The organism is Providencia sp. TYF-12 (genome assembly GCF_041344805.1).
Taxonomy (GTDB): domain Bacteria; phylum Pseudomonadota; class Gammaproteobacteria; order Enterobacterales; family Enterobacteriaceae; genus Providencia; species Providencia huashanensis.
Map to the genome: position 1 here is coordinate 4,466,406 of NZ_CP166833.1, position 24,800 is coordinate 4,491,205.

33 protein-coding genes, 6 tRNA genes and 4 rRNA genes are annotated in these 24,800 nt (G+C 45.5%); 1 reads left to right on the forward strand and 42 read right to left on the reverse strand.

Going from position 1 to position 24,800, the window contains the following annotated elements; genetic code table 11:
* Nucleotides 1-22: 22 nt before the first annotated feature.
* From rpsD to ABE954_RS21060, 34 genes are all read right to left on the reverse strand, one after another.
* A complete protein-coding gene (rpsD, locus tag ABE954_RS20895) occupies nt 23-643 on the reverse strand; it encodes a 30S ribosomal protein S4 (RefSeq protein ID WP_004265487.1) in 621 nt (206 codons plus the stop codon).
* A gap of 35 nt (nt 644-678) precedes the next feature.
* The gene (gene rpsK / locus ABE954_RS20900) at nt 679-1,068 is read right to left on the reverse strand and encodes a 30S ribosomal protein S11 (protein WP_002919257.1); all 390 of its coding nucleotides are present in this window, start codon (nt 1,066-1,068) and stop codon (nt 679-681) included.
* Between the two features lie 16 nt (nt 1,069-1,084).
* Nucleotides 1,085-1,441: a 30S ribosomal protein S13 gene (rpsM, locus tag ABE954_RS20905; RefSeq protein WP_004907144.1), complete on the reverse strand. Its 357-nt coding sequence runs from the start codon at nt 1,439-1,441 to the stop codon at nt 1,085-1,087.
* A gap of 145 nt (nt 1,442-1,586) precedes the next feature.
* A complete protein-coding gene (gene rpmJ / locus ABE954_RS20910; protein WP_071548716.1) occupies nt 1,587-1,703 on the reverse strand; it encodes a 50S ribosomal protein L36 in 117 nt (38 codons plus the stop codon).
* 46 nt (nt 1,704-1,749) lie between these two features.
* The gene (secY, locus tag ABE954_RS20915; RefSeq protein WP_042847554.1) at nt 1,750-3,075 is read right to left on the reverse strand and encodes a preprotein translocase subunit SecY; all 1,326 of its coding nucleotides are present in this window, start codon (nt 3,073-3,075) and stop codon (nt 1,750-1,752) included.
* Between the two features lie 7 nt (nt 3,076-3,082).
* Nucleotides 3,083-3,517, reverse strand: coding sequence for a 50S ribosomal protein L15 (gene rplO, locus ABE954_RS20920; protein WP_004265478.1), 435 nt, complete (start codon nt 3,515-3,517; stop codon nt 3,083-3,085).
* A 3-nt stretch (nt 3,518-3,520) separates the two neighbouring features.
* A complete protein-coding gene (gene rpmD, locus ABE954_RS20925; protein ID WP_004265475.1) occupies nt 3,521-3,700 on the reverse strand; it encodes a 50S ribosomal protein L30 in 180 nt (59 codons plus the stop codon).
* Between the two features lie 6 nt (nt 3,701-3,706).
* Nucleotides 3,707-4,207, reverse strand: a complete 501-nt coding sequence (gene rpsE / locus ABE954_RS20930) for a 30S ribosomal protein S5 (RefSeq protein ID WP_004265471.1) — start codon at nt 4,205-4,207, stop codon at nt 3,707-3,709.
* A 14-nt stretch (nt 4,208-4,221) separates the two neighbouring features.
* Nucleotides 4,222-4,575, reverse strand: a complete 354-nt coding sequence (gene rplR / locus ABE954_RS20935; protein ID WP_042847557.1) for a 50S ribosomal protein L18 — start codon at nt 4,573-4,575, stop codon at nt 4,222-4,224.
* A gap of 9 nt (nt 4,576-4,584) precedes the next feature.
* The gene (gene rplF / locus ABE954_RS20940; RefSeq protein ID WP_042847560.1) at nt 4,585-5,118 is read right to left on the reverse strand and encodes a 50S ribosomal protein L6; all 534 of its coding nucleotides are present in this window, start codon (nt 5,116-5,118) and stop codon (nt 4,585-4,587) included.
* A 14-nt stretch (nt 5,119-5,132) separates the two neighbouring features.
* Nucleotides 5,133-5,525, reverse strand: a complete 393-nt coding sequence (gene rpsH, locus ABE954_RS20945) for a 30S ribosomal protein S8 (RefSeq protein WP_042847562.1) — start codon at nt 5,523-5,525, stop codon at nt 5,133-5,135.
* A gap of 29 nt (nt 5,526-5,554) precedes the next feature.
* Entirely contained in the window at nt 5,555-5,860 is a 306-nt protein-coding gene (gene rpsN / locus ABE954_RS20950) for a 30S ribosomal protein S14 (protein ID WP_004265458.1), read from the reverse strand.
* A gap of 12 nt (nt 5,861-5,872) precedes the next feature.
* Nucleotides 5,873-6,412: a 50S ribosomal protein L5 gene (rplE, locus tag ABE954_RS20955; protein WP_006816328.1), complete on the reverse strand. Its 540-nt coding sequence runs from the start codon at nt 6,410-6,412 to the stop codon at nt 5,873-5,875.
* 15 nt (nt 6,413-6,427) lie between these two features.
* Nucleotides 6,428-6,742 carry a 50S ribosomal protein L24 gene (rplX, locus tag ABE954_RS20960; protein ID WP_042847564.1) on the reverse strand — a complete coding sequence of 105 codons (315 nt, stop codon included), beginning with the start codon at nt 6,740-6,742 and terminating at the stop codon, nt 6,428-6,430.
* 10 nt (nt 6,743-6,752) lie between these two features.
* Complete coding sequence (gene rplN / locus ABE954_RS20965) at nt 6,753-7,124, reverse strand: 50S ribosomal protein L14 (protein ID WP_004265449.1); 372 nt, start codon at nt 7,122-7,124, stop codon at nt 6,753-6,755.
* Between the two features lie 176 nt (nt 7,125-7,300).
* On the reverse strand, nt 7,301-7,555 hold the full coding sequence (gene rpsQ / locus ABE954_RS20970; protein ID WP_042847566.1) for a 30S ribosomal protein S17: 255 nt from the start codon (nt 7,553-7,555) through the stop codon (nt 7,301-7,303).
* Nucleotides 7,555-7,746, reverse strand: a complete 192-nt coding sequence (gene rpmC, locus ABE954_RS20975; protein WP_004265442.1) for a 50S ribosomal protein L29 — start codon at nt 7,744-7,746, stop codon at nt 7,555-7,557. The genes rpsQ and rpmC overlap by 1 nt, the downstream gene beginning before the upstream one ends.
* Nucleotides 7,746-8,156: a 50S ribosomal protein L16 gene (rplP, locus tag ABE954_RS20980; RefSeq protein ID WP_004265436.1), complete on the reverse strand. Its 411-nt coding sequence runs from the start codon at nt 8,154-8,156 to the stop codon at nt 7,746-7,748. The genes rpmC and rplP overlap by 1 nt, the downstream gene beginning before the upstream one ends.
* A 12-nt stretch (nt 8,157-8,168) precedes the next feature.
* A complete protein-coding gene (gene rpsC / locus ABE954_RS20985; RefSeq protein WP_004907131.1) occupies nt 8,169-8,870 on the reverse strand; it encodes a 30S ribosomal protein S3 in 702 nt (233 codons plus the stop codon).
* A gap of 17 nt (nt 8,871-8,887) precedes the next feature.
* Nucleotides 8,888-9,220: a 50S ribosomal protein L22 gene (gene rplV, locus ABE954_RS20990; protein WP_004265430.1), complete on the reverse strand. Its 333-nt coding sequence runs from the start codon at nt 9,218-9,220 to the stop codon at nt 8,888-8,890.
* 15 nt (nt 9,221-9,235) lie between these two features.
* Nucleotides 9,236-9,514 carry a 30S ribosomal protein S19 gene (gene rpsS / locus ABE954_RS20995; protein WP_004265426.1) on the reverse strand — a complete coding sequence of 93 codons (279 nt, stop codon included), beginning with the start codon at nt 9,512-9,514 and terminating at the stop codon, nt 9,236-9,238.
* A 14-nt stretch (nt 9,515-9,528) separates the two neighbouring features.
* Complete coding sequence (gene rplB / locus ABE954_RS21000) at nt 9,529-10,353, reverse strand: 50S ribosomal protein L2 (protein ID WP_006657016.1); 825 nt, start codon at nt 10,351-10,353, stop codon at nt 9,529-9,531.
* Between the two features lie 19 nt (nt 10,354-10,372).
* Nucleotides 10,373-10,675: a 50S ribosomal protein L23 gene (rplW, locus tag ABE954_RS21005; protein ID WP_042847569.1), complete on the reverse strand. Its 303-nt coding sequence runs from the start codon at nt 10,673-10,675 to the stop codon at nt 10,373-10,375.
* The gene (rplD, locus tag ABE954_RS21010; RefSeq protein ID WP_042847571.1) at nt 10,672-11,277 is read right to left on the reverse strand and encodes a 50S ribosomal protein L4; all 606 of its coding nucleotides are present in this window, start codon (nt 11,275-11,277) and stop codon (nt 10,672-10,674) included. Before rplD ends, rplW begins: the two co-directional genes overlap by 4 nt.
* Before the next feature lie 16 nt (nt 11,278-11,293).
* A complete protein-coding gene (gene rplC / locus ABE954_RS21015) occupies nt 11,294-11,923 on the reverse strand; it encodes a 50S ribosomal protein L3 (protein ID WP_042847572.1) in 630 nt (209 codons plus the stop codon).
* A 32-nt stretch (nt 11,924-11,955) separates the two neighbouring features.
* Nucleotides 11,956-12,267, reverse strand: a complete 312-nt coding sequence (rpsJ, locus tag ABE954_RS21020; RefSeq protein WP_001181005.1) for a 30S ribosomal protein S10 — start codon at nt 12,265-12,267, stop codon at nt 11,956-11,958.
* 359 nt (nt 12,268-12,626) lie between these two features.
* Nucleotides 12,627-13,100, reverse strand: coding sequence for a bacterioferritin (gene bfr / locus ABE954_RS21025; protein ID WP_042847575.1), 474 nt, complete (start codon nt 13,098-13,100; stop codon nt 12,627-12,629).
* Nucleotides 13,101-13,223: 123 nt separating this feature from the next.
* Nucleotides 13,224-13,424, reverse strand: a complete 201-nt coding sequence (gene bfd / locus ABE954_RS21030; protein WP_042847577.1) for a bacterioferritin-associated ferredoxin — start codon at nt 13,422-13,424, stop codon at nt 13,224-13,226.
* A gap of 212 nt (nt 13,425-13,636) precedes the next feature.
* The gene (tuf, locus tag ABE954_RS21035; RefSeq protein ID WP_166686806.1) at nt 13,637-14,821 is read right to left on the reverse strand and encodes an elongation factor Tu; all 1,185 of its coding nucleotides are present in this window, start codon (nt 14,819-14,821) and stop codon (nt 13,637-13,639) included.
* Nucleotides 14,822-14,934: 113 nt separating this feature from the next.
* Nucleotides 14,935-15,010: transfer RNA gene (locus tag ABE954_RS21040), tRNA-Thr, on the reverse strand.
* Nucleotides 15,011-15,016: 6 nt separating this feature from the next.
* Nucleotides 15,017-15,091 (reverse strand) — tRNA-Gly (locus ABE954_RS21045).
* A gap of 77 nt (nt 15,092-15,168) precedes the next feature.
* Nucleotides 15,169-15,253: transfer RNA gene (locus ABE954_RS21050), tRNA-Tyr, on the reverse strand.
* A gap of 15 nt (nt 15,254-15,268) precedes the next feature.
* Nucleotides 15,269-15,344: transfer RNA gene (locus ABE954_RS21055), tRNA-Thr, on the reverse strand.
* A gap of 17 nt (nt 15,345-15,361) precedes the next feature.
* Nucleotides 15,362-15,490: a hypothetical protein gene (locus tag ABE954_RS21060; RefSeq protein WP_257786024.1), complete on the reverse strand. Its 129-nt coding sequence runs from the start codon at nt 15,488-15,490 to the stop codon at nt 15,362-15,364.
* Nucleotides 15,491-15,771: 281 nt separating this feature from the next.
* Between ABE954_RS21060 and coaA the strand changes: the two genes are divergently transcribed.
* On the forward strand, nt 15,772-16,722 hold the full coding sequence (gene coaA, locus ABE954_RS21065; protein WP_042849049.1) for a type I pantothenate kinase: 951 nt from the start codon (nt 15,772-15,774) through the stop codon (nt 16,720-16,722).
* A 38-nt stretch (nt 16,723-16,760) separates the two neighbouring features.
* On the opposite strand, the gene birA is transcribed toward coaA, so the two are convergent.
* The 8 genes from birA to ABE954_RS21105 all read right to left on the reverse strand — a co-directional run bounded on the left by birA (nt 16,761) and on the right by ABE954_RS21105 (nt 24,525).
* Nucleotides 16,761-17,735: a bifunctional biotin--[acetyl-CoA-carboxylase] ligase/biotin operon repressor BirA gene (birA, locus tag ABE954_RS21070; RefSeq protein WP_210856238.1), complete on the reverse strand. Its 975-nt coding sequence runs from the start codon at nt 17,733-17,735 to the stop codon at nt 16,761-16,763.
* Nucleotides 17,732-18,766: a UDP-N-acetylmuramate dehydrogenase gene (murB, locus tag ABE954_RS21075; RefSeq protein ID WP_105880908.1), complete on the reverse strand. Its 1,035-nt coding sequence runs from the start codon at nt 18,764-18,766 to the stop codon at nt 17,732-17,734. Before murB ends, birA begins: the two co-directional genes overlap by 4 nt.
* A 176-nt stretch (nt 18,767-18,942) precedes the next feature.
* Nucleotides 18,943-19,058: ribosomal RNA gene (gene rrf, locus ABE954_RS21080) — 5S ribosomal RNA — on the reverse strand.
* A 26-nt stretch (nt 19,059-19,084) separates the two neighbouring features.
* A tRNA-Thr gene (locus ABE954_RS21085) sits at nt 19,085-19,160 on the reverse strand.
* 45 nt (nt 19,161-19,205) lie between these two features.
* Nucleotides 19,206-19,321, reverse strand: a 5S ribosomal RNA gene (rrf, locus tag ABE954_RS21090).
* A 146-nt stretch (nt 19,322-19,467) separates the two neighbouring features.
* A 23S ribosomal RNA gene (locus ABE954_RS21095) occupies nt 19,468-22,376 on the reverse strand.
* A gap of 357 nt (nt 22,377-22,733) precedes the next feature.
* A tRNA-Glu gene (locus ABE954_RS21100) sits at nt 22,734-22,809 on the reverse strand.
* Nucleotides 22,810-22,986: 177 nt separating this feature from the next.
* Nucleotides 22,987-24,525: ribosomal RNA gene (locus tag ABE954_RS21105) — 16S ribosomal RNA — on the reverse strand.
* The 16S, 23S and 5S rRNA genes sit together here with 2 tRNA genes alongside, the layout of an rRNA operon.
* Nucleotides 24,526-24,800: the final 275 nt, after the last annotated feature.

Below are 24,800 nucleotides of genomic sequence, written 5' to 3' on the forward strand. Positions count from 1 at the left end.
GTCCTCTCTTTGGTGCTAAGCTTTACTTGGAGTAAAGCTCGACGATCAGGTGTTCGTTAATGTCCGCAGACAAGTCAGTACGTTCAGGAATACGTTTGAACACACCTTCCATTTTAGCAGCATCAACTTCCAGCCAAGTTGGCTTCTCACGCTGTTCAGCCAGCTCTAAAGCAGCCTTAATACGAGACTGTTTTTTAGCTTTCTCACGAACGCTGATAACGTCATTCGGGGAAACCTGATAAGAAGCGATATTAACTACGCGACCATTTACCATGATAGCCTTATGGCTAACCATTTGACGTGCTTCTGCGCGAGTTGCGCCAAAGCCCATACGGTAAACTACGTTATCAAGACGGCCTTCCAGCAAAGTCAGCAGGTTTTCACCTGTGTTGCCTTTCAGACGTGTTGCTTCTTTATAATAGTTACGGAATTGACGCTCCAGAACACCGTAGATACGACGAACTTTTTGTTTTTCACGTAACTGAACACCATAGTCAGACAGACGCGGTTTACGCGCTCCGTGCTGGCCTGGTGCCTGTTCTAATTTACACTTGGTGTCAATCGCGCGAACACCAGACTTCAGAAAGAGGTCTGTTCCTTCGCGACGGCTCAGCTTGAGCTTAGGACCCAAATATCTAGCCATTTTCTTTCTCCAACAGTCCTAAAAAACGATACGTATTAAACGCGACGTTTTTTCGGTGGGCGACAACCGTTATGAGGGATAGGAGTCACATCAGTAATATTAGTGATGCGAAAACCTGCGGCGTTCAGAGCACGAATTGTTGATTCGCGACCCGGACCCGGTCCCTTAACCATAACTTCCAAGTTTTTAATTCCGTATTCTTTCACAGCTTCTGCGCAACGCTCTGCTGCAACCTGAGCTGCAAACGGAGTGGATTTGCGAGAACCACGGAAACCGGAACCACCGGCAGTTGCCCAACCTAATGCGTTACCTTGACGATCAGTAATAGTAACGATTGTGTTGTTGAAAGAAGCATGGATATGAGCCACACCGTCTGAGACTTGTTTTCTTACACGCTTACGTGCACGAATTGGTGCCTTTGCCATTATTCAGTACCCCGACTTATTTCTTGATCGGCTTACGCGGACCCTTGCGGGTACGAGCGTTAGTCTTAGTACGCTGTCCGCGCACAGGAAGACCACGACGATGACGTAAACCACGGTAACAACCAAGGTCCATTAGACGCTTGATGCTCAGGGTAATTTCACGACGTAGGTCACCTTCTACAACATACTTGGCAACTTCGTCACGCAGCTTGTCGATTTGTTCTTCAGACAGTTCACTGATCTTAACATTTTCAGCAATACCAGTTGCTTCACAGATAGCCTGTGAACGTGTTTTGCCGATTCCGAAAATCGATGTTAAAGCGATTACGGTATGTTTATGATCAGGAATGTTAATGCCTGCTATACGGGCCACTATGCACTCCTAAGTTAAAATATACATTACTGTGCTGAAAAGCCCGTTTTCAGGATACTCAAACAATAATGTATCTTAGATAAAAAAGATTGGCTGGCTAATTTAGCCAGCTCAACCCAACTTTGCAAGAAAAAAATGCTTTTTCTTAGCCTTGACGTTGTTTATGTCTTGGCTCAACACTGCAAATTACACGAACGCTACCATTGCGACGGATAACTTTGCAGTTACGGCATAATTTCTTGACGGAAGCACGAACTTTCATTTTTACTCTCCGTAACTTCTAAGCAAACCATAATCACACAGAGTGATTATTTACCTTTCAGGTTTGCTTTCTTCAATGCAGACTCATACTGACTTGACATCATCAGAGTTTGCACTTGAGCCATAAAGTCCATGATAACAACAACCACGATTAAGAGGGAAGTACCACCAAAGTAAAAAGGTACTTTCATTGCGTCACGCATGAACTCCGGGATTAGGCAGATGAAGGTAATATATAATGCGCCAACTAATGTCAAGCGAGTCATTACCTTATCAATGTACTTGGCCGTTTGCTCTCCCGGACGAATTCCTGGTACAAATGCACCGGACTTCTTCAGGTTATCTGCTGTTTCTCTTGGGTTGAAAACCAACGCCGTATAGAAGAAACAGAAGAAGATGATCGCAGATGCATAAAGCAACACATATAACGGTTGACCAGGCTGCAAATACATAGAAATAGTCGTCAGCCAGTCCCAGCCAGTTCCATCACCAAACCAAGAAGCTATTGTACCCGGGAATAGTATGATACTGGAAGCAAAAATTGCAGGAATTACACCCGCCATATTCACTTTTAACGGTAAATGTGTACTTTGTGCTGCATAAACACGGCGCCCCTGCTGACGTTTAGCGTAATTAACGACAATACGACGTTGACCACGTTCCATAAACACAACAAAGAAAGTAACCGCGAATACTAATACTGCAACCAACAGCAACAGGAGGAAGTGCAGGTCGCCTTGCCGAGCTTGCTCGATGGTATGGCCAATAGCCGGCGGTAACCCCGCAACAATACCAGCGAAGATAATGATAGAGATACCGTTACCAATACCTCTTTCAGTTATCTGTTCACCTAACCACATTAAGAACATTGTCCCTGTGACTAAGCTAACAACAGCCGTAAAGTAGAATGGAAGACCCGGATCAATAACCAATCCTTGCATCCCTGGCATATTCGGTAGACCCATTGCAATACCAATAGATTGGAATATTGCTAATACCAGAGTACCCCAACGAGTATATTGGCTTATCTTCCGACGACCTGCTTCTCCTTCCTTCTTAATCTCTGCTAATCGTGGATTAACCACAGATAATAATTGGATGATGATCGACGCCGAGATATACGGCATGATCCCCAAAGCAAAGATAGAAGCACGGCTAAGAGCACCACCAGAGAACATGTTAAACATTTCAATGATGGTGCCTTGTTGCTGTTCGAGCAATTTGGCAAGCACAGTGGCATCAATACCAGGGATTGGAATAAAAGAACCAATTCGGAATACAATTAGCGCACCAATTACAAACAAAAGTCTGCGTTTAAGTTCGCCAGTTCCACCCTTGGCACTTTGAAAATCTAATCCTGGTTGTTTAGCCATCTGTCACTTATTCCTCAATTTTACCGCCGGCAGCTTCGATTGCAGCGCGAGCACCTTTAGTAACACGAAGGCCACGTACAGTAACTGCACGGTTCACTTCGCCAGACAGAATAACTTTCGCATATTCAATCTGGATGCCAACAACGTTCGCGGCTTTCAGTGCGTTCAGATCAATAACATCGCCTTCAACAGCAGCAAAATCAGACAGACGAATCTCTGCAGTGATCATTGCTTTACGTGAAGTGAAGCCGAATTTCGGCAGACGACGATATAAAGGCATCTGGCCGCCTTCGAAACCACGACGTACGCCACCGCCAGAACGAGATTTCTGACCTTTGTGACCACGGCCGCCGGTTTTACCCAGACCAGAACCGATACCACGACCTACGCGTTTAGGCGCGTGCTTGGCACCTTCAGCCGGAGACAGAGTATTTAAACGCATCTCTTACTCCTCAACTTTAACCATGTAGGAAACCAAGTTGACCATACCACGTACAGCAGGAGTATCCTCGCGCTCTACTGTATGACCAATGCGACGCAGACCTAAACCGACCAGTGTTGCCTTATGCTTAGGCAGACGACCGATTGAACTGCGAACTTGTGTAATTTTAATAGTCTTAGCCATGGCCGATTACCCCAGAATTTCTTCGACGGATTTTCCACGCTTAGCTGCGACCATTTCTGGAGACTTCATGCTGTCTAAAGCATCCAGTGTTGCACGAACCACGTTGATTGGGTTTGTGGAACCGTAGGTTTTAGCCAGTACGTTGCGAACTCCAGCTACTTCTAAAACAGCACGCATTGCACCGCCGGCAATGATACCGGTACCTTCGTGAGCAGGTTGCATAAACACACGAGAACCAGTGTGTGTACCTTTCACAGGGTGGAACAATGTGCCGTTGTTTAGAGCAACGGTTTTCATACTGCGACGGGCTTTTTCCATCGCTTTCTGGATTGCTGCCGGAACTTCGCGCGCTTTGCCGTAGCCAAAACCAACGCGACCGTTACCATCACCAACTACAGTTAGTGCGGTAAAGCTGAAAATACGGCCACCTTTAACGGTTTTTGCTACGCGGTTTACCGCGATCAGCTTTTCCTGCAGTTCGCCAGCTTGTTTCTCGATGTGAGCCATCTTACACCTCTACCTTAGAACTGAAGGCCAGCTTCACGGGCAGCATCTGCCAGTGCCTGGACTCTACCATGATATTGGAAACCAGAACGGTCAAAAGCAACAACTTTGATGCCTTTTTCCAGTGCGCGTTCTGCAACTAATTTACCAACAATTGCTGCTGCGTCTTTGTTTCCAGTAAACTTAACTTGTTCATTGATAGCTTTTTCTGTAGTAGAAGCTGCAACCAATGTTTCAGAACCGTTCGGTGCGATAACCTGCGCATAAATATGGCGTGGAGTACGATGTACCACCAGGCGAGTCGCACCCAACTCTTGGATCTTACGGCGTGCGCGGGTCGCACGACGGATACGAGCTGCTTTCTTATCCATAGTGTTACCTTACTTCTTCTTAGCCTCTTTGGTACGCACGATTTCATCGGCGTAACGAACACCTTTACCTTTATAAGGTTCAGGACGACGGTAAGCACGCAGTTCTGCTGCAACTTGGCCAATCACTTGCTTATCCGCACCTTTCAGTACGATTTCAGTTTGTGTTGGACATTCAGCAGTAATGCCTGCTGGCAGTGCGTGTTCAACCGGATGCGAGAAACCTAAAGACAAGCTTACAGCATTGCCTTTGATTGCTGCACGGTAACCAACACCGACCAGTTGAAGCTTTTTAGTGAAGCCATCGGTAACACCAACAACCATTGCATTACACAGTGAACGAGTAGTACCCGCTTGTGCCCATGCATCCGCGAAACCTTCGCGTGGTGCGAAAGTCAGCTGATTGTCTTCGTTTTTAACTTCAACTGCATTATGGATAGTACGACTAAGCTCGCCGTTTTTACCCTTAATCGAAATAACCTGACCGTTGAGTTTTACCTCTACGCCGGCAGGAATGACGACGGGTGCTTTTGCCACACGAGACATTCTTTCCTCCCGAATTAAGCTACGTAGCAGAGAATCTCGCCACCAAGACCAGCTTGGCGAGCTGCACGATCAGTCATGACACCTTTAGAGGTAGAAATAACAGCGATACCTAACCCAGCCATAACTTGTGGTAGCTCATCTTTTTTCTTATAGATGCGCAGGCTTGGGCGGCTTACACGCTGAATGCTTTCTACGACAGCCTTACCTTGGAAATAACGTAAAGTCAGTTCCAATTCTGGCTTGATGTCGCCTTCAATTTTAAAATCTTCGATATAACCTTCTTCCTTCAGCACTTTGGCAATTGCCACTTTCAGCTTGGAGGAAGGCATGGTGACCGCAACTTTGTTCGCGGCCTGACCGTTACGGATACGGGTCAGCATATCCGCGATGGGATCTTGCATGCTCATCTGTCTTTACTCCCGTGATTCAAATGGAATTACCAACTTGCCTTTTTAAGGCCCGGGATTTCACCGCGCATTGCGGCTTCACGGACTTTAATACGGCTCAGACCAAACTTCCGCAGGAAACCATGCGGACGCCCTGTTTGACGGCAGCGGTTACGCTGACGAGAAGGACTTGAATCACGTGGCAGTGTTTGCAGCTTGAGAACAGCGTCCCAGCGATCTTCATCGGATGCTTTAACATCAGAGATGATAGCTTTCAATTCTACGCGTTTTGCGAAGAACTTCTCAGCTAATTTAGCACGTTTAACATCACGCGCTTTCATAGATTTCTTAGCCATGAGTACCCTGCCTTACTTGCGGAACGGGAAGTTGAACGCTGCTAACAGTGCGCGACCTTCGTCATCTGATTTCGCAGTAGTGGTGATAGTAATATCTAAACCACGTACGCGATCCACTTTATCGTAATCGATTTCAGGGAAGATGATTTGTTCACGAACACCCATGCTGTAGTTACCGCGACCATCGAAAGACTTAGCGGGCAAGCCACGGAAGTCACGAATACGTGGTACAGCAATAGAAATCAGACGCTCAAGGAACTCCCACATGCGTTCGCCACGCAGGGTTACTTTACAGCCGATTGGATAGCCCTGACGGATTTTGAAGCCTGCAACAGATTTGCGTGCTTTGGTGATCAAAGGTTTTTGACCTGAGATCGCTGTTAAATCAGCTGCTGCGTTATCCAGCAGTTTTTTATCAGCAATCGCTTCACCAACACCCATATTCAGGGTGATCTTCTCGACCCGAGGGACTTGCATGACAGAAGTGTAGTTAAACTCAGTCATGAGTTTATTAACTACTTCGTCTTTATAGTAATCATGCAGTTTCGCCATCGTATACTCCAAAAATTACTTGATAGTTTCACTGTTAGATTTGAAGAAACGGACTTTTTTGCCGTCTTCGAATCTAAAGCCTACACGGTCAGCCTTACCGGTTGCCGCGTTAAAGATTGCAACGTTAGAAACTTGAATAGCCGCTTCTTTTTCAACGATGCCACCTGGTTGGTTCAGAGCCGGTACAGGCTTCTGATGTTTTTTAACCAGATTGATACCTTCAACGATAACTTTACCAGAAGAAATAACCTGCTTTACTTTACCGCGCTTACCTTTGTCTTTCCCAGTTAGCACGATAACTTCGTCATCACGACGGATTTTCGCTGCCATAGTTCGCTCCTTAGAGTACTTCAGGTGCCAGAGAGATAATTTTCATAAACTTCTCGTTACGAAGTTCACGAGTTACCGGCCCAAAAATACGCGTACCGATTACTTGCTCGCTGTTGTTATTTAATAACACACAAGCATTACCATCGAAGCGAATGACAGAACCGTCAGGGCGACGTACACCCTTCTTGGTGCGCACCACTACCGCTTTCAGGACATCACCCTTTTTAACTTTACCGCGTGGAATTGCTTCTTTAACGGTAATTTTAATGATGTCGCCGACATGTGCATAGCGACGGTGCGAGCCACCTAGAACCTTGATACACATTACGCGACGTGCACCGGAGTTGTCGGCCACGTTCAGCATAGTCTGTTCTTGGATCATTTTAGTGCTCCGCTAAATGTCAACTACTACTGAGCCACCTCATTATGAAGAGGCCGTTCAAATATACCCATACTACGAGGGCGCGGCATTATAACACCACATCATCGAGTTGGACAGAAAAAAATAAACGGCTCAATCAAATAAGAGCCGTTTATTCATCAGAAAAGTCTATTCTATTACAGAACAGCTTTTTCTACAACGCGAACTAAGGCCCAAGACTTAGTCTTAGACAGTGGACGAGTTTCGCGGATTTCTACCACGTCACCGATTCCACATTCATTGTTCTCGTCATGTACGTGCAATTTAGTCGTACGACGGATGAATTTACCATACAGAGGGTGTTTCACCATACGCTCGATAGCAACAACAATAGATTTCTCCATTTTATCGCTAACTACACGACCTTGCAGAGTACGGATTTTATCGCTCATTACGCACCTGCCTTCTCAGTCAGTAAAGTCTTCACACGTGCGATATCACGACGCACTTGTTTCAACAGATGAGACTGTTGTAGCTGACCACTTGCAGCCTGCATACGTAAATTAAATTGTTCACGTAACAAGTTCAAAAGTTCAGCATTCAGCTCTTCAACGCTTTTTTCGCGCAGCTCTTGTGCTTTCATTACATCACCGTCTTAGTTACAAAGGTGGTTTTGATAGGCAGTTTCGCTGCTGCCAGAGAGAATGCCTCACGAGCCAGCTCTTCAGGCACACCGTCCATTTCGTATAAAACTTTACCAGGCTGGATTAAGGCAACCCAATATTCTACGTTACCTTTACCTTTACCCATACGAACTTCGAGTGGTTTCTCAGTGATTGGTTTGTCTGGGAACACACGGATCCAGATTTTACCTTGACGCTTAATAGCACGGGTCATAGCACGACGTGCCGCTTCGATCTGACGTGCAGTCAGACGACCACGGCCAACAGCTTTAAGACCGAAAGTGCCGAAGCTAACATCCGTACCTTGCGCTAGACCACGGTTGCGGCCTTTGTGCACCTTACGGAATTTTGTACGCTTTGGTTGTAACATCAGCGACTCTCCTTACTTGCGGCCTTTACGCTGCTGCTTTTTAGGTTGAGCAGCTGGTTTCTCAGCTTGTTCAACAGCAGCCATACCACCCAGAATCTCACCTTTGAAGATCCATACCTTAACGCCGAGAACACCGTAAGTGGTGTGCGCTTCTGAAGTGTTGTAATCGATATCAGCACGTAATGTGTGCAGTGGCACACGGCCTTCACGATACCACTCGGTACGAGCGATTTCAGCACCGCCTAAACGGCCACTGACTTCAACTTTAATACCTTTAGCGCCCAGACGCATTGCGTTCTGTACTGCACGCTTCATAGCACGACGGAACATAACACGACGTTCCAGCTGTGAAGAAATGCTGTCAGCAACTAATTTTGCGTCCAGTTCTGGTTTACGAACTTCGGCGATATTGATTTGCGCAGGAACACCAGCGATATCCGCTACTGTTTTACGCAGTTTTTCAACGTCTTCACCTTTCTTACCGATAACGATACCTGGGCGAGCAGTGTGAATAGTCACACGGATGCTTTTCGCAGGACGTTCGATAACGATGCGAGAGATTGACGCTTTTGCCAATTCTTTATTTAAGTACTGGCGTACTTTAAAATCGCTGTCTAGGTTGTCAGCGAATTCATTGGTATTCGCATACCAAGTAGAGTTCCAAGGTTTGACAATACCCAGGCGAATACCATTAGGATGTACTTTCTGACCCATTGCTAGTCTCCAGAGTCTCAGCGATCGGACACAACCACTGTAATGTGGCTGGTGCGCTTAAGAATACGATCTGCACGGCCTTTCGCACGCGGCATGATGCGTTTCATAGTTGGACCTTCGTCTACGAATATTTTCGCAACTTTCAGGTCATCAATGTCAGCGCCATCGTTTTGCTCTGCGTTAGCAATTGCAGATTCAAGTACTTTCTTCACTAAACCAGCAGCTTTCTTGTTGGTGTAGGTCAGAATTTCCAGAGCTTGCGACACTTTCTTACCGCGAATCAGGTCGGCAACTAAGCGAACCTTCTGGGCAGAAGAACGAGCGTGGCGATGCATAGCTAAAGTTTCCATCTCTTCCTCCTATCCTTAACGTTTCTTAGCTTTCTTATCTGCCGCGTGGCCGCGATAAGTGCGAGTCGGTGCGAATTCACCCAGTTTGTGACCAACCATTTCGTCGGTTACGAAAACTGGAACATGCTGACGACCATTATGGACAGCGATGGTCAATCCGATCATATTAGGAAAGATCGTTGAACGACGGGACCAAGTCTTGAGAGGCTTCTTGTCTCCGCTTTCCACCGCTTTCTCTACCTTCTTCAGCAAGTGCAGGTCAATAAAAGGACCTTTCTTGAGAGAACGTGGCATGGCTTATCCTCTAATTATTTTTTAGAACGATGACGTACGATGAATTGATCAGTACGCTTGTTGCTACGAGTTTTCTTACCTTTGGTTTGAACGCCCCAAGGTGTTACAGGGTGTTTACCAAAGTTACGGCCTTCACCACCACCATGTGGATGGTCTACTGGGTTCATCGCAGTACCGCGAACGGTAGGACGAATACCACGCCAGCGACTAGCACCAGCTTTACCGAGAACACGTAACATATGTTCAGCGTTACCAACTTCACCTAAGGTTGCACGGCAATCAGCTAAAACTTTACGCATTTCACCAGAACGCAGACGTAAGGTGACATAAGCACCATCACGAGCAACGATTTGAGCGTAAGTACCTGCTGAACGCGCTAACTGTCCACCTTTACCTGGTTTCAGTTCGATATTATGAACTGTAGAACCAACAGGGATGTTGCGCATAGGCAGTGCGTTACCAGCTTTGATTGCTGAATCAACACCAGATTGAATCTGGTCGCCAGCTTTCAGGCCTTTTGGTGCAAGAATATAACGACGTTCACCGTCTTTATATAGTACCAGTGCAATGTTCGCAGAACGATTTGGATCATATTCCAAACGCTCAACAACCGCAGGGATACCGTCTTTGTTGCGTTTAAAATCAACTAAACGATAATGCTGCTTATGGCCACCACCGATATGACGGGTAGTGATACGGCCATTGTTGTTACGACCACCGGATTTGCTGTTTTTTTCTAACAGCGGAGCATAAGGTTTTCCCTTATGCAGCTCAGGGTTAACCACTTTAACAACGTGGCGACGGCCCGGAGACGTAGGTTTACATTTAACAACTGCCATTGTTCTTTACTCCTCCGACTTACTCTGCGCCGCTAACGAAGTCCAGATTCTGGCCTTCTTTCAGCGTAACGTAAGCTTTTTTCCAGTCACTGCGGCGACCGGAACGCTGACCGTGGCGTTTAGTTTTGCCTTTAACCAGCAAAGTGTTAACACCTTCAACTTCGACTTCAAACAGTTTCTGTACAGCAGCTTTGATTTCTGCTTTAGTCGCGTCTTTCGCAACTTTGAGAACGATGGTATTGCTTTTTTCCATCGCTGTAGAAGCTTTTTCAGATACATGCGGCGCGCGCAGTACTTTTAGCAGACGTTCTTCACGGATCATGCCAGCATCTCCTCAACTTGCTTCACAGCATCAGCAGTCATAACCACTTTGTCGAAGGCGATCAGGCTTACTGGGTCGATACCAGCTGCATCACGAACGTCAACCTTGTACAGGTTGCGCGCTGCTAAAAACAGATTTTCATCTAATTCAGCAGTGATGATCAGCACATCTTCCAGAGCCATATCTTTCAGTTTCTGTGCCAGCAGCTTAGTTTTAGGCGCTTCTACAGAGAACTTCTCGACAACGATCAGACGATCTTGACGTACCAATTCAGACAGGATGCTTTTTAAAGCACCACGGTACATCTTCTTATTAACTTTTTGACTGTGGTCCTGTGGTTTAGCTGCAAAGCTAACACCACCAGAGCGCCAAATCGGGCTCTTTACTGAACCAGCACGTGCACGACCAGTGCCTTTTTGACGCCATGGTTTTTTACCTGAACCAGAAACTTCAGCACGAGTTTTCTGAGCACGAGTACCTTGACGAGCACCAGCTGCATATGCAACAACTACTTGGTGAACAAGCGCTTCATTGAAATCACGCCCGAAGGTAGTTTCGGAAACAGTCAGCGCGCTTTGCGCGTCTTTCATTACCAATTCCATTCCTATCTCCTCGACGTTAAGCCTTGACAGCCGGTTTTACGATCAGGTTGCTACCAGTTGCTCCTGGAACAGCACCTTTGACCAGCAGCAGGTTGCGCTCAGCGTCAACACGTACTACATCTAAGCTTTGAACAGTTACACGTTCATTACCTAGTTGGCCTGCCATTTTCTTGCCTTTAAACACTTTGCCCGGAGTCTGGTTCTGACCGATAGAACCCGGAACACGGTGAGACAAGGAGTTACCGTGAGTAGCATCTTGAGTACGGAAATTCCAGCGCTTAACTGTGCCGGCAAAACCTTTACCTTTAGATGTACCAGTAACGTCGACTTTTTTAACGTCAGCGAAAATTTCAACGCTAATGCTTTGACCTGCTGCAAACTCAGTACCTTCTTCAGTACGGAATTCACGCAGAATACGGCCAGCTTCAACGCCAGCTTTAGCGAAATGACCTGCTTCAGGTTTAGTTACACGGTTAGCTTTTTTGCTACCAGTAGTAACCTGAATTGCATTATAACCGTCAGTTTCTGCAGTTTTAACCTGAGTAACACGGTTATTTTCAATTTCGATAACAGTTACAGGGATAGAAACACCATCTTCAGTGAAGATACGCGTCATTCCCACTTTCTTACCGACTAAACCAATCATTGTTTCAACCTCTCAATCGTTCGACGACCTGATTAACCCAGGCTGATCTGCACGTCAACGCCGGCAGCCAGGTCCAGACGCATCAGAGCATCAACGGTCTTTTCGGTTGGCTCAACGATGTCAACCAGACGCTTGTGAGTGCGAATTTCGTACTGATCACGCGCATCTTTGTTAACGTGCGGAGAGATCAGAACGGTAAAACGCTCTTTACGTGTCGGCAGCGGGATAGGACCACGTACTTGCGCACCAGTGCGCTTAGCAGTCTCTACGATTTCCGCAGTTGATTGATCGATTAAACGATGATCAAAAGCTTTCAGGCGGATACGGATTCTTTGGTTCTGCATGAGACCAGAGCTCCAACTATTTATAAACGTAAAATGATTACTCCTCGTACCCATTTCGATTGATGGGAGAGTGTAATCGTTCTTGATGTAACTCCCAAATCGGGAGTATTGTCTAAATGAGTAACAAATCGTTAACTCAATACTGAGATTTCAGTCCTAAAATATAGGGCTTACTCATCAGTAAGCCCGCGCATTATACGTAAATTATCGCTAAACGCAAGCAATCGGGGAAAATATGTGCGAATTTTTTTAAGGTGGGCGCTGAGCGCTGGTATTAAAAAAAGCCCTCAATGTTGAAAACTCAATTATTGAGGGCTTTTATTAACTATAATTTTTTAGTTAAACAATGTTATTGAGCATTACTCTTCTTTGATTTGTGCTTGAAGGTAGTTCTGTAGTCCTATACGAGTGATCAACTCAAGTTGCGTTTCAATCCAATCAATATGGTTTTCTTCGTCTGCTAAAATTTCAATCATTAAATCTCGACTGACGTAATCATGAACAGAGTCCGCATATTTGATAGCTTCTTTTAGATTTTTTGCACCGTCTATCTCAAGTTGTAGGTCTGATTTCAGCATCTCTTCAACATCTTCACCAATATTTAACTTGCCAAGATCTTGTAAATTAGGGATACCTTCGAGGAAAAGAATACGCTCGATGTATTTATCGGCATGTTTCATTTCATCAATTGATTCATGGTATTCCATCTCATTGAGACGAGTTAGCCCCCAATTTTTGAACATACGGGCATGTAAAAAATATTGGTTAATTGCAACTAGTTCATTGCCCAATAATTTATTTAAATGGGCTATCATTTTTTTATCGCCTTTCATGTGTACCCTCCATCGCTTCCAGTATTTTAAGTGTAGTACTGAAATAGATAGCTGGGTAATATTTATACGACGATTTAAATGAAAAGTTAGTAATTTAATTCTTACGAGTGACTAGATTACAACCTAAGCAACTTCGACAGCACAGATTTCTTCAAGTAAAACCTGTTCTTCATGCAAGATTACCTTCGTCTGCCTAATACATTTTCCGCATTCGAGGCCTACAGGTAAAATTTGGCGTAACCCTTTAAGGGAGGTGACCTGATATTTTCTTACTACATTTCTGATCTGTTTATCAGTAATTGCTTCACAGAGGCATACGTACATGATGCTTAACCTGTATAAATCACATACGAATATTTTAAATGAAAATGATTTGCATTTCAATTATCATTGCTAATTATTTACACAATATACTTTAGTGCCGTATTTAGAATTGACTTGTGGGGTCACTAGGCATTTCTTTCAGCCTAACGAGTGCTAAAACTAAAAAGGCACCTGAACGGTGCCTTTTCATTAAAACCTTTAGTGGTTAGGTATTATGCAATAATTTTTGCAACAACACCCGCACCTACAGTACGGCCACCTTCACGGATTGCGAAACGTAAACCGTCGTCCATCGCGATTGGGTGGATCAGGGTAACGATCATGTTGATGTTATCACCTGGCATTACCATTTCTACGCCTTCTGGCAGTTCGATAGTACCTGTTACGTCAGTTGTACGGAAGTAGAACTGTGGACGGTAACCTTTGAAGAATGGAGTATGACGACCACCTTCATCTTTGCTCAGAATATAAACTTCTGATTCGAACTGAGTATGTGGCTTGATTGAACCTGGTTTAGCCAATACTTGACCACGTTGAATTTCTTCACGTTTTGTACCACGTAACAGAACACCAACGTTCTCACCTGCACGACCTTCGTCAAGCAGTTTACGGAACATTTCAACACCAGTACAGGTAGTTTTTACAGTGTCTTGGATACCAACGATTTCAACTTCTTCACCAACTTTGATGATACCACGCTCAACACGGCCTGTTACTACTGTACCACGACCTGAGATTGAGAATACGTCTTCGATTGGCAGCAGGAATGGCTTGTCAATTGCACGCTCTGGCTCTGGGATGTAAGAATCCAAGTAACCTGCTAATTCAACAATTTTCGCTTCCCACTCTGGGTTGCCTTCCAGCGCTTTCAGAGCTGAACCACGAACAACTGGAGTGTCGTCGCCTGGGAAATCGTATTGAGACAGAAGTTCACGAACTTCCATTTCAACTAATTCTAACAGTTCTTCGTCGTCTACCATGTCACATTTGTTCAGGAAAACGATGATGTATGGAACACCAACTTGACGACCTAACAGGATGTGCTCACGAGTTTGTGGCATTGGGCCATCTGTCGCAGCAACAACCAGAATTGCACCGTCCATCTGAGCAGCACCAGTGATCATGTTTTTAACATAGTCGGCGTGTCCTGGGCAGTCTACGTGTGCGTAGTGGCGAGTTGGAGTATCGTACTCTACGTGAGAAGTAGAGATGGTGATACCACGCGCTTTTTCTTCTGGTGCGTTATCGATTTGATCGAATGCACGCGCTGCGCCGCCGTAAGTTTTAGCCAGAACAGTAGTGATAGCTGCTGTCAGAGTAGTTTTACCGTGGTCAACGTGGCCGATAGTACCAACGTTAACGTGCGGTTTTGAACGTTCAAATTTTTCTTTAGACATTAGATTGTCCCTCTAAGACACGGAATCGGTGGTTAAACCACATCAACCAAGCAAGAATTTCGCTTGTTATTTCAGGAGACAAAACAGGGAGATAATTGAGAACATAAGGGAAGTGGTGCTGATAGGCAGATTCGAACTGCCGACCTCACCCTTACCAAGGGTGCGCTCTACCAACTGAGCTATATCAGCACATCTTGGAGCGGGCAGCGGGAATCGAACCCGCATCATCAGCTTGGAAGGCTGAGGTAATAGCCATTATACGATGCCCGCAATGAACTCGGCTACCTGAGTTATCAGCTGTTAAACTGTTCCTCAAAATTTTCTTTGGAAAGAAAACTTCTTGGAGATGGTGGTGGGAGAAGGATTCGAACCTTCGAAGTCTGTGACGGCAGATTTACAGTCTGCTCCCTTTGGCCGCTTGGGTATCCCACCTATCCAAATTTTTAATGGTGCCGGCACCAAGAGTCGAACTCGGGACCTACTGATTACAAGTCAGTTGCTCTACCAACTGAGCTATGCCGGCATCAAGTGCTGCGCATTCTAGGAAGAGTGAGCGCATGTTGCAACAAAAAAATTAAGTTTTTTGTTCATTTGCTTATATTTTGTTCGCTTTTTGCATTTTTGCTGTTTTTTTAGCTCTTTTAAGATTAAAACATCAACAGCAGCCATTAACTATAATCCATTATTATTTGTTCAGCAAAGGGGGAAAAAAACTTAAAAAGTTTCAAAGGGCTATTTTTTATTCAAAATCACAGTTTTATCCCAGCAAATAGCAGATCGTTTTTTAATCATTCAGTATCATTTTTTCTGCACACTTCAAAAAAAACTCATAAAAAATACAAAAAAACCTACGCCTCACCTTTATCACTCGCTATGATGCTAGCAAATTTTATGGATACGGGTGTTTAGGCAACCTGTCCAACCTGCATAAAATAGGCAGATGTTGGTTTATGAAAAAGAATGAAAATTTTATTACTACGCCATACTTAGAGTTTGATAGAGAACACTGGGCAACTTTACGTGATTCAGTTCCTTTGACACTGACATCAAGCGAGCTTTTTGAATTAAAGGGGATTAATGAAGAGCTCTCTATGGAAGATGTTATCGAAATTTATCTACCTTTATCGCGTCTATTGAATTTTTATATCAGTTCAAATTTACGACGCCAAGCAGTTTTAGAGCAGTTTCTAGGAACAAACGGAGCAAAAGTTCCATACATTATTGGTATTGCTGGCAGTGTTGCCGTAGGTAAGAGTACAACGGCTCGTCTATTGCAAGCATTGCTGACGCGCTGGCCAGAACACCGTAAGGTTGATTTGATCACCACTGATGGTTTTCTACACCCTAACCAAGTTTTGAAAGATAGAAATATCATGAAGAAAAAAGGGTTTCCTCAGTCTTATGATATGCGAAAACTGGTTAACTTTGTGTCGCAAATAAAATCAGGTGCGCGCAATGTTAAGGCACCTGTGTACTCCCATCTGACTTATGATATCGTTCCTGATCAAGAACAACTAATTGACCAACCCGATATTTTAATTCTTGAAGGGTTAAATGTTTTACAAAGTGATATGGATTATCCACAAGATCCACACCACGTATTTGTCTCCGATTTTGTTGATTTTTCAATCTATGTTGATGCAGCACCGGAGCTATTAAAACAATGGTATATCGGTAGGTTCTTGAAATTTAGACAAGGTGCATTCTCTGATCCAGATTCTTATTTCCATAGCTACTCTAAATTAACAGAAGATGAAGCTATTAATATTGCTGGGTCAATTTGGGATGAAATTAATGGGTTAAATCTTAAAGAAAATATTTTACCCACCAAAGAAAGAGCAAGCCTAATAATGACTAAGGGCGAAAACCATTCTATTCAAAATGTCCGCCTAAGAAAATAGTTAATAATATATTGGCCGGTTTGTTACCGGCCAATATATTACTCATTGGGCCTCAATGATATTTCACCGCCAATATAAGGAATGATTTCACCATTATTTTTTTGTAATAATAATGCGCCTTGCTCATTAATCCCACGTTCAACACCCGTAATTATATCATTACCAATCAGTAACTTAACATCCCTATTCAAAAAGTTATCTAATTTAAACCACCTATCTAAAAATGGTTTTAACCCTTCGTTTTCAAATATAACCAAAGACTCTCTTAATGCTTTAATTATATTTACAGATAATTCATTACGCTCTATATCTTCAACTTCATCTCTTAATGAAGACCATTCTTGTGTTATTGTATTTGAACTTTCAATATTGTTTTTATTCATACCAATATTAATTCCAATACCAATAATAATATGAGCAGCATCCCCTGTTTTACCTGTTAATTCAACTAAAATCCCAGCCAGTTTTTTATCATTCATGTACAGATCATTAGGCCACTTCACTTTTACTTTTTCTTGGCTAATTTTATTTAATGTTTCTGCAATTACGATACCCACAACTAGGCTTAGCCCTATTGCCGCAGCAGGACCTTGGTCCAACTTCCAATACATTGATAAATAAAGGTTACAGCCAAATGGCGATACCCATTGCCGCCCTCTTCTACCGCGCCCAGCACTTTGATACTCCGCTAAGCAAGTATCTCCCGATTTTAGGCTTGGAATGCGCTCTAACATATATTGGTTTGTTGAATTAATAACAGGCTCAACAATAATGTTAACATCACTAATTTGCTTCTTAATGACTGCTCGGTTTAATAAATTAATTTGGTGAGGTAGTTTATAACCTTTTCCTGTAACAGTTTCGATGTTTAAGCCCCAAGAGCGCAACGTTTTAATATGCTTATTGATAGCAGCCCTCGTCATTCCAAGTTTATCACCGAGTTGTTCACCAGAGTGTATTTGAGCATCTGCTAAGATATCTATCAGCTGTAAGGGGATTGATGCCTCTTTCATTGAATATAATCCATTGCGTTAACCTCGCCATGACGACCAATAAATCGAACTTCCGGTTCTAAGATAATACCAAAACGCTTAGCAACACTTTGACTCACGTATTTTGCGAGGTTAACAACATCCATCCCAGTGGCTTGATGTTTATTAATTAAAACAAGTGCCTGCTGAGTATGAACTGCTGCTCCTCCTATCTCATGCCCTTTTAAGCCACACTGGTCAATAAGCCAGCCAGCTGCCAATTTTACACTACCATCATCTTGAATATATTGAGGACAACTTGGGTTTTGTTGCTTAATTTTTGCAGCTTGTTCAGCAGAAACAACAGGGTTTTTAAAGAAACTACCTGCATTGCCGGTAATTTTAGGGTCAGGTAATTTGTTTCTACGAGTTTGGCACACGGCATCAAAGACTTGCTTAGGTGTTACCGTTTCGGGGTTAAATTGTGCCAAGTCACCGTAAGTCAACTTAGGTTCCCACATTTTCGCGAATTTCAGCCCAATACTGACAATAGCATAGCCATATTGATACTTATGTTTAAAGATACTATCACGGTAGCCAAATTGGCACTCACTGGCTGTAATGCGTGTTTCTTGATTTGTCTCAAGCGACAAGATATCTACGTAATCACAAATATCTTTTAACTCAACGCCATAAGCACCGATGTTTTGTATTGGGGCGGAACCTGCACACCCAGGAATTAAAGCAAGGTTCTCTGCACCGTAAACCCCTTTTTGCAACAATGTTTCCAATAGCTGATGCCAATTTTCACCCGCTTGGACATGTACGTGCCAATAATCGCCACACTCTGCGATCTCAATGCCTTTTAATTGATTAATAATGACAATACCGTCAAAATTCTCTACAAATAAGACATTGCTCCCCCCTCCAAGTAATAGTACAGGCAAATTATCACTTTTCGCTTTGAGCCATTGCTGATGGAGCGATTGTTTATTTTCTACTATAAAAACGGATAATGCTTTTGCATCAATACCAAAGCTATTGAATGGCTTGAGTTCAGAAGTTGGATTCATTACTACCTTCAGGGAAAATATAACGATAATAAAGTAAGTCTATCAGTCAGACTTAATCGTGGGTAGCTAGAATAATAAAATAAGATAATTTGAGATATTTTATATAGAGGCCGCTATTTTTTAGCAAAATTTAAATAGCAAAAAGCCACCCATTGGGTGGCTTCTTTATATTTAAAACCTAGCAGTTCCCTACTCTCACATGGGGAGACCCCACACTACCATCGGCGCTACGGCGTTTCACTACTGAGTTCGGCATGGGGTCAGGTGGGACCACCGCGCTATTGCCGCTAGGTAAATTCTTTTTAAATGCCGATTATATGGTGCTGATACCCAGATTCGAACTGGGGACCTCACCCTTACCAAGGGTGTGCTCTACCAACTGAGCCATATCAGCAATATGGTGCGGTCAGTCAGTACTGACACAACCTTAAAATTTAATGTCTGGCAGTTCCCTACTCTCACATGGGGAGACCCCACACTACCATCGGCGCTACGGCGTTTCACTGCTGAGTTCGGCATGGGGTCAGGTGGGACCACCGCGCTATTGCCGCCAGACAAATTCGGTTTGTTCTCGTTTAGTACATTTCGTCACTAAACCAGAACGGTAATCTTGAACAAGCTGCCATGTCCCTCGCCTCTCGGCTTCTCACGCTCATTAAATCAACGTCATCTCTCAATCTCTAAAACACCTTCGGTGTTGTCAGGTTAAGCCTCACGGTTCATTAGTATTGGTTAGCTCAACATATCGCTATGCTTACACACCCAACCTATCAACGTCTTAGTCTTAAACGTTCCTTTAGGACCCTTAAAGGGTCAGGGAAGACTCATCTCAAGGCAAGTTTCCCGCTTAGATGCTTTCAGCGGTTATCTCTTCCGCACTTAGCTACCGGGCAATGCCATTGGCATGACAACCCGAACACCAGTGGTGCGTCCACTCCGGTCCTCTCGTACTAGGAGCAGCCCCTTTCAATCTTCCAACGCCCACGGCAGATAGGGACCGAACTGTCTCACGACGTTCTAAACCCAGCTCGCGTACCACTTTAAACGGCGAACAGCCGTACCCTTGGGACCTACTTCAGCCCCAGGATGTGATGAGCCGACATCGAGGTGCCAAACACCGCCGTCGATATGAACTCTTGGGCGGTATCAGCCTGTTATCCCCGGAGTACCTTTTATCCGTTGAGCGATGGCCCTTCCATTCAGAACCACCGGATCACTAAGACCTACTTTCGTACCTGCTCGAGCCGTCACTCTCGCAGTCAAGCTGGCTTATGCCTTTGCACTAACCGCATGATGTCCGACCATGCTTAGCCAACCTTCGTGCTCCTCCGTTACTCTTTGGGAGGAGACCGCCCCAGTCAAACTACCCACCAGACACTGTCCGCACCCCGGATAACGGGGCAACGTTAGAACATCAAACATTAAAGGGTGGTATTTCAAGGTTGGCTCCATGCAGACTGGCGTCCACACTTCAAAGCCTCCCACCTATCCTACACATCAAGGCTCAATGTTCAGTGTCAAGCTATAGTAAAGGTTCACGGGGTCTTTCCGTCTTGCCGCGGGTACACTGCATCTTCACAGCGAGTTCAATTTCACTGAGTCTCGGGTGGAGACAGCCTGGCCATCATTACGCCATTCGTGCAGGTCGGAACTTACCCGACAAGGAATTTCGCTACCTTAGGACCGTTATAGTTACGGCCGCCGTTTACTGGGGCTTCGATCAAGAGCTTCTCCTTACGGATAACCCCATCAATTAACCTTCCAGCACCGGGCAGGCGTCACACCGTATACGTCCACTTTCGTGTTTGCACAGTGCTGTGTTTTTAATAAACAGTTGCAGCCAGCTGGTATCTGCGACTGGCTTCAGCTCCATGGGTAAACCACTTCACCTAGCGCCAGCGTGCCTTCTCCCGAAGTTACGGCACCATTTTGCCTAGTTCCTTCACCCGAGTTCTCTCAAGCGCCTGAGTATTCTCTACCTGACCACCTGTGTCGGTTTGGGGTACGATTAGTGATAATCTAGAGCTTAGAGGCTTTTCCTGGAAGCGGGGCATGAGCTACTTCGCCACCGTAGTGACTCGTCATCAGACCTCAGCATATAGTGAACCGGATTTGCCTAATTCACCTGCCTACATCCTTAAACCGGGACAACCGTCGCCCGGCCAGCCTAGCCTTCTCCGTCCCCCCATCGCAATTATCACCAGTACGGGAATATTAACCCGTTTCCCATCGACTACGCATTTCTGCCTCGCCTTAGGGGTCGACTCACCCTGCCCCGATTAACGTTGGACAGGAACCCTTGGTCTTCCGGCGTGCGGGTTTTTCACCCGCATTATCGTTACTTATGTCAGCATTCGCACTTCTGATACCTCCAGCATACCTCACAGTACACCTTCACAGGCTTACAGAACGCTCCCCTACCCAACAATATTTACATATCGCTGCCGCAGCTTCGGTGCATAGTTTAGCCCCGTTACATCTTCCGCGCAGGCCGACTCGACCAGTGAGCTATTACGCTTTCTTTAAATGATGGCTGCTTCTAAGCCAACATCCTGGCTGTCTGAGCCTTCCCACTTCGTTTCCCACTTAACTATGACTTTGGGACCTTAGCTGGCGGTCTGGGTTGTTTCCCTCTTCACGACGAACGTTAGCACCCGCCGTGTGTCTCCCGTGATAACATTCTTCGGTATTCGTAGTTTGCATCGAGTTGGTAAGTCGGGATGACCCCCTAGTCGAAACAGTGCTCTACCCCCGAAGATGAGTTCACGAGGCGCTACCTAAATAGCTTTCGGGGAGAACCAGCTATCTCCCGGTTTGATTGGCCTTTCACCCCCAGCCACAAGTCATCCGCTAATTTTTCAACATTAGTCGGTTCGGTCCTCCAGTTAGTGTTACCCAACCTTCAACCTGCCCATGGCTAGATCACCGGGTTTCGGGTCTATACCCTGCAACTCATTCGCCCAGTTAAGACTCGGTTTCCCTACGGCTCCCCTATACGGTTAACCTTGCTACAGAATATAAGTCGCTGACCCATTATACAAAAGGTACGCAGTCACCCTGATAAATCAAGGCTCCCACTGCTTGTACGTACACGGTTTCAGGTTCTATTTCACTCCCCTCGCCGGGGTTCTTTTCGCCTTTCCCTCACGGTACTGGTTCACTATCGGTCAATCAGGAGTATTTAGCCTTGGAGGATGGTCCCCCCATATTCAGACAGGATAACACGTGTCCCGCCCTACTCGTCGAGTTCACAACACTAGCATCTTCAGATACGGGGCTATCACCCTTTACTGCCGGACTTTCCAGACCGTTCTCCTGATACTAATGCTGATTAAGACTCTGGGCTGCTCCCCGTTCGCTCGCCGCTACTAGGGGAATCTCGGTTGATTTCTTTTCCTCGGGGTACTGAGATGTTTCAGTTCCCCCGGTTCGCTTCGTTTGACTATGTATTCATCAAACGATAGTGCAACGGATTGCACTGGGTTTCCCCATTCGGAAATCGTCGGGTATAACGGTTCATATCACCTTACCGACGCTTATCGCAGATTAGCACGTCCTTCATCGCCTCTGATTGCCTAGGCATCCACCGTGTACGCTTAGTCGCTTAACCTCACAACCCGAAGGTGTCTTCTTATCAGACGACACTTAACGTCATGGCTGTGCGTGGTGAACTTCTTCGTTGGGTAGTGCTCGCAATGCTCACGTACTATTGTACGCTGCGCTTGCTGCGCGCTAGCCGCCTTGAATTTCACACTGCTCGCTCATGCCACTCGTTTGTGTGTTTGAAAAACACTTCAAGTTGAGATTTTTGAGAGACTCTCACATTGTTTAAGCGATAAACAATGTGCGTTGTTTTCAATTTTCAGCTTGTTCCAGATTGTTAAAGAGCATAATTGTTAAACCAACTACAAGGTAATTGGCTTAATCATTATTGGGGACATCGTCTTTCACTCGATATCGGCGCAATTGGCGTCCCCTAGGGGATTCGAACCCCTGTTACCGCCGTGAAAGGGCGGTGTCCTAGGCCTCTAGACGAAGGGGACACGAAACTTGTTTAGCAAATCACCGATTTGCTAGTTTCGTGTAAGGCGACATTCCTCATTGGAATGGAGCGGCTGTGTTAAAATGCCACATCAGCGCAAAAAGCCTCCCACGTAAAGCCATTGCTCTACTTTCTATCAGACAATCTGTGTGAGCACTTCACAAAAACACTTCAATGGTAAGGAGGTGATCCAACCGCAGGTTCCCCTACGGTTACCTTGTTACGACTTCACCCCAGTCATGAATCACAAAGTGGTAAGCGCCCTCCCGAAGGTTAAGCTACCTACTTCTTTTGCAACCCACTCCCATGGTGTGACGGGCGGTGTGTACAAGGCCCGGGAACGTATTCACCGTAGCATTCTGATCTACGATTACTAGCGATTCCGACTTCATGGAGTCGAGTTGCAGACTCCAATCCGGACTACGACGTACTTTATGAGTTCCGCTTGCTCTCGCGAGGTCGCTTCTCTTTGTATACGCCATTGTAGCACGTGTGTAGCCCTACTCGTAAGGGCCATGATGACTTGACGTCATCCCCACCTTCCTCCGGTTTATCACCGGCAGTCCCTTTGAGTTCCCGACCGAATCGCTGGCAACAAAGGATAAGGGTTGCGCTCGTTGCGGGACTTAACCCAACATTTCACAACACGAGCTGACGACAGCCATGCAGCACCTGTCTCAGAGTTCCCGAAGGCACTAAAGCATCTCTGCTAAATTCTCTGGATGTCAAGAGTAGGTAAGGTTCTTCGCGTTGCATCGAATTAAACCACATGCTCCACCGCTTGTGCGGGCCCCCGTCAATTCATTTGAGTTTTAACCTTGCGGCCGTACTCCCCAGGCGGTCGATTTAACGCGTTAGCTCCGAAAGCCACTCCTCAAGGGAACAACCTTCAAATCGACATCGTTTACAGCGTGGACTACCAGGGTATCTAATCCTGTTTGCTCCCCACGCTTTCGCACCTGAGCGTCAGTCTTTGTCCAGGGGGCCGCCTTCGCCACCGGTATTCCTCCACATCTCTACGCATTTCACCGCTACACATGGAATTCTACCCCCCTCTACAAGACTCTAGCTGACCAGTCTTAGATGCCATTCCCAGGTTAAGCCCGGGGATTTCACATCTAACTTAATCAACCGCCTGCGTGCGCTTTACGCCCAGTAATTCCGATTAACGCTTGCACCCTCCGTATTACCGCGGCTGCTGGCACGGAGTTAGCCGGTGCTTCTTCTGTCGGTAACGTCAATCGTTGATGATATTAGCATCAACGCCTTCCTCCCGACTGAAAGTACTTTACAACCCTAAGGCCTTCTTCATACACGCGGCATGGCTGCATCAGGCTTGCGCCCATTGTGCAATATTCCCCACTGCTGCCTCCCGTAGGAGTCTGGGCCGTGTCTCAGTCCCAGTGTGGCTGATCATCCTCTCAGACCAGCTAGGGATCGTCGCCTAGGTGAGCCATTACCCCACCTACTAGCTAATCCCATATGGGTTCATCCGATAGCGCAAGGACCGAAGTTCCCCTGCTTTGCTCCTAAGAGATTATGCGGTATTAGCCACCGTTTCCAGTGGTTATCCCCCTCTATCGGGCAGATCCCCATACATTACTCACCCGTCCGCCGCTCGTCAGCGGGAAGCAAGCTTCCCCTGTTACCGCTCGACTTGCATGTGTTAGGCCTGCCGCCAGCGTTCAATCTGAGCCATGATCAAACTCTTCAATTAAAAAGCTTGATGCTCAAAGAATGTCTTACTGACCGTAACGTTCTTTTGTTCGGCTAACGTTGTCGGCTTCACATCGCTTCCCCTCGCCGTACCTAAGTACTGTCTCGGGTCACCTCTGCTTGCCTTCGCGTTATCCTTCCAAAATAAGCGTTACTACCTTATTTCATATATATGAATTAACGTGTTAGTCACTCTTCAAGACTTAAAATCAAATATTTTTTTGATAGTGTCCTGTGAGTGCCCACACAGATTGTCTGATAAATTGTTAAAGAGCG